The sequence below is a fragment of the Streptomyces anatolicus genome (genome assembly GCF_019400875.1).
GTDB lineage: Bacteria > Actinomycetota > Actinomycetes > Streptomycetales > Streptomycetaceae > Streptomyces > Streptomyces anatolicus.
Map to the genome: position 1 here is coordinate 1 of NZ_WMBF01000632.1, position 3,199 is coordinate 3,199.

General features: G+C 71.9%; 5 protein-coding genes. 1 reads left to right on the plus strand and 4 read right to left on the minus strand.

Features of this window, described 5'->3' with window-relative positions; all coding sequences use genetic code 11:
* The coding region (locus tag GKQ77_RS34025; RefSeq protein ID WP_308117833.1) for a glycosyltransferase 87 family protein at window positions 1–124 on the minus strand (124 nt) is incomplete at its 3' end.
* Between GKQ77_RS34025 and GKQ77_RS30620 the strand changes: the two genes are divergently transcribed.
* On the plus strand, window positions 69–713 hold the full coding sequence (locus GKQ77_RS30620; protein WP_504739873.1) for a sterol carrier protein domain-containing protein: 645 nt from the start codon (window positions 69–71) through the stop codon (window positions 711–713). The two genes, GKQ77_RS34025 and GKQ77_RS30620, sit on opposite strands and share 56 nt — an antisense overlap.
* Window positions 714–768: 55 nt before the next feature.
* On the opposite strand, the gene GKQ77_RS30625 is transcribed toward GKQ77_RS30620, so the two are convergent.
* The 3 genes from GKQ77_RS30625 to GKQ77_RS30635 all read right to left on the minus strand — a co-directional run bounded on the left by GKQ77_RS30625 (window position 769) and on the right by GKQ77_RS30635 (window position 3,076).
* A complete protein-coding gene (locus tag GKQ77_RS30625) occupies window positions 769–1,251 on the minus strand; it encodes a GNAT family N-acetyltransferase (RefSeq protein WP_219692376.1) in 483 nt (160 codons plus the stop codon).
* A 44-nt stretch (window positions 1,252–1,295) separates the two neighbouring features.
* Window positions 1,296–2,192: an aminoglycoside phosphotransferase family protein gene (locus GKQ77_RS30630; RefSeq protein WP_219692377.1), complete on the minus strand. Its 897-nt coding sequence runs from the start codon at window positions 2,190–2,192 to the stop codon at window positions 1,296–1,298.
* A 116-nt stretch (window positions 2,193–2,308) separates the two neighbouring features.
* A complete protein-coding gene (locus tag GKQ77_RS30635) occupies window positions 2,309–3,076 on the minus strand; it encodes a DsbA family protein (RefSeq protein WP_219692378.1) in 768 nt (255 codons plus the stop codon).
* Window positions 3,077–3,199: the final 123 nt, after the last annotated feature.

Consider the following 3,199-nt stretch of genomic DNA (forward strand, 5'->3'; position numbering starts at 1 on the left):
AGATGGCCGGGGTGAGCTTGATGGCGGCGGCGAGCCCGATACCGCAGCCGGCGTACCGGCCACGCCCCGTGGACAGCAGCCAGGCGTCGAAGAACACCAGCACCAGCAGCAGCAGCCCCAGCACCCCCGCCGAGGCCGGCGATATCGCGGGCTACGCGATCTACCGCACCAAGACCCGCGACGACGCCCCCGGCCTCGTCCGCCTCGACGACCTGGAGGCGGACACCCCCGCCGCGGCCGCCGCCCTCTGGCGCTACCTCGCCTCGATCGACCTGACCGGCGTGGTCCGCGCCTGGGGCCGCCCCCTGGACGACCCGCTGCTGCTCTTCGCCGCCGACCGCGACCAGGTGCGCGTCACGGGCCAGTTCCCCGGCCTGTGGGTCCGCCTCATCGACGCACGCGCCGCGCTGACCGCCCGCTCCTGGGCGGCCCCGGTCGACGCGGTCATCGACGTACGCGACGACCGCGTCCCGGCCAACGCGGGCCGCCACCGCCTGACGGCGTCCCCCGACGGTTGCACGTACGAACGGACGGACCGCCCCGCGGACCTCACCCTCGACATACGCGACCTGGCGGCGGCCTACCTCGGCGGTACGGCGATCGACGCCCTGGTCCGCGCGGGCCTCGCCCAGGAACACACGCCGGGCACGGCCACGGCCCTGGACGCGGCGCTGCACACCACCCGACTACCGCACACCGTCGACGAGTTCTAGAGACCCTGGAGACCAAGGACCCCCAAAGGAGACCAAGGACCCCAAAAACCAGAGGCTAGGGCCGCGGCGAGCCCAGCGCGGTGAGCGCGTCGTCGGCCAGCCGGTACACGGTCCACTCGTCCTGGGGCCGCGCGCCGAGCGACTTGTAGAAGTTGATCGACGGCTCGTTCCAGTTGAGGACGGCCCACTCCAGCCGCTCGTAACCGCTCTCCACGCAGATGCGGGCCAGCTCGGCGAGGAGCGCCTTCCCGTGCCCGGCGCCGCGCGCCTCAGGACGTACGTACAGATCCTCCAGGTAGATCCCGCACGCGCCCCGCCACGTCGAGAAGGTGAGGAACCACAGGCAGAAGCCGACCACCTCACCGCTCTCGTCGTCCTGCGCGAGGTGCGCGAACGCGGCGGGCCGCTCCCCGAACAGCGCCTCACGCAGCTGCTCCTCGGTGGCCTTCACCTCGTCGGCCGCCTTCTCGTAAGCGGCGAGTTCACGGACCAGGGTGTGGATGAGGGGGACGTCGGCAGGCGTGGCGGTACGAATCATGGGGGCAGGCTAGCCAGCGGCGGACCACCGGGGGCAACGCCGTCTCACCATCCAGTCAGCCGCCGCGCGATCTCCATGTCGTCCGGCACCAGCGGCCGCCCGTCCTCGATCTCCCACAGCGCGTTCTGCAGCACCCGCCCGAGCGTCCAGGCGCGCGCCCGCTCCCTGTCCAGTCCCAGGACCTCGGTCATCGCGTCGAACCGCCACCGCACGTCGTCCGGTTCGAAGCGGTTGTCGAGGGCGGGCCACAGATCGAAACCGGGGTCCCCCGCAAGGGGTTTGGGGTCGATGGCGAGCCACGGCTCACGCTCCGACGCCAGTACGTTCTCGAAGTGCAGGTCCCAGTGGAGCATCCGGTCACCGGCCTCGCCCATGACCTCGCGCACCGCGCCCCCGCACCGCTCCACGAGCGCCCGCTCGGCCGGGTCGGGGATCGCCTTCAGCGCCGCGGGCAGCTCCGCGACCATCTCAGCCGCGATGTCGCCGAGCCGCCGCATGCCCTCCGGGGCCGGCCCCGCGGTCAGCCGGGCGAGGAGCCCGGCGATGACGAGGACGGCCTCGCGCGTACCAGCGGCGTCGGCCATCGTGGACAGCATCCGCCCCGAGTCGAGGCGTTCGAGGAGCATCGTGCCGGTCGCCGCGTCGTGGTCCAGGAGCCGGACCGCCCCGTCACCGCCCCACACCCGCAGCGCGACCGGCTCGCCCTCGGTCTCCTCGTCGAGGACCTGGAACTTGACCGCGGCGGGCGTGCCGTCCGCGCGCACCACGGGCAGCACGAGCGCGGCCTGCCCGTGCATCGGCTCCCCGTCGGGCGTCAGCTCCCAGCGCTCGGCGAACTCCCGTACGCGCGCGGGCAGTACGTCGATGAAGGCGCGCCCCGCCTCACCCGCGTACAGGTGCTGCGACTCGACCAGCCCGTCCGGAACACGAATGTCGATCACGCCCGCGACCCTACCGACGCGTGCGCGGCCCCGCACACGGGTTTCCGGGGCCGCGCAGACAGGTTTCCGGGGCCGCGCACACGGGTTTCCGGGGCCGCGCACCACGGCCGGAGACGTCAGGAAATCCCGGCCTTCTTCAGCTCCTTGGCGAACGCGCCCTGGTCGTAAAGGGCCTCGCCCTCGGCCTTCTCGCCGTCGATGAGAACGGTCGGCGTGGCCTGGACCCCGTCGTCGGTGAAGGTCGACATCGCTTCGCCGACCCACTTCTTGTACGTCCCCTTGGTCACCGCCTTGTCGAAGGTGCCGCTCCGCAGACCGTCGACCTTGTCGGCGATCTTCAGCAGGAAGGCCGGGGTGTAGGCGTCGTGCGACTCCTCCTCGGGCTGGCTTGCGAAGACGGCGGCGTGGTACTGCGGGAACTTGCCCGCCTCCACCGACGCCCGCAGCGCGTTCGCCGCGTTCACCGAGCCGCTGCCGCCGAGGTTCTTGTCGAGGAACGAGGCGATGACGTACTCGACCTTGACCTTGCCTTCGGCGACCGGCCCGACCAGCGCCTGCGCCCCGCCCTCCTCGAACTTCTTGCAGAACGGGCAGCGCGAGTCCTCGTAGACCTTGACCGTATGCTTGGCCTTCGGGTCGCCGACGGTGATCACGCCGCCCTTCACGGAGGCGGGCCCCATGGAAGCGGGCCCCTTCGAGTCGGGCCCCTTCGAGTCGGGCGCGGACGAGGAGGACTCGGGCGCGGACGACGAGGACTTCCCGGCGCCACCGCCGTCACCGTTGTCGTCGGGACCACAGGCGGACGCGGCCACCCCGATCAGCGCCGCGGCGACCACCGCGGTGGCGACGCGCACGGCCTTGCGCCCGGCCTTGTGTACGGCCATGAGTTGAGCCCTCCCAGTTTTCGACACGTTCCGCTCAAAGTATCGGAATCTATCCCGCGGCCCGTTCGCCGAATGACCCGCCCCGGGGGACCTGAGTCCCGAAGAACCGCTCCACCCCCCTGC

Bases quoted from the DNA above. Each gene is read 5' to 3' on its own strand.
- GKQ77_RS30625 (WP_219692376.1), bottom strand. From the start codon at position 1,251: ATGATTCGTACCGCCACGCCTGCCGACGTCCCCCTCATCCACACCCTG.
- GKQ77_RS30635 (WP_219692378.1), bottom strand. From the start codon at position 3,076: ATGGCCGTACACAAGGCCGGGCGCAAGGCCGTGCGCGTCGCCACCGCG.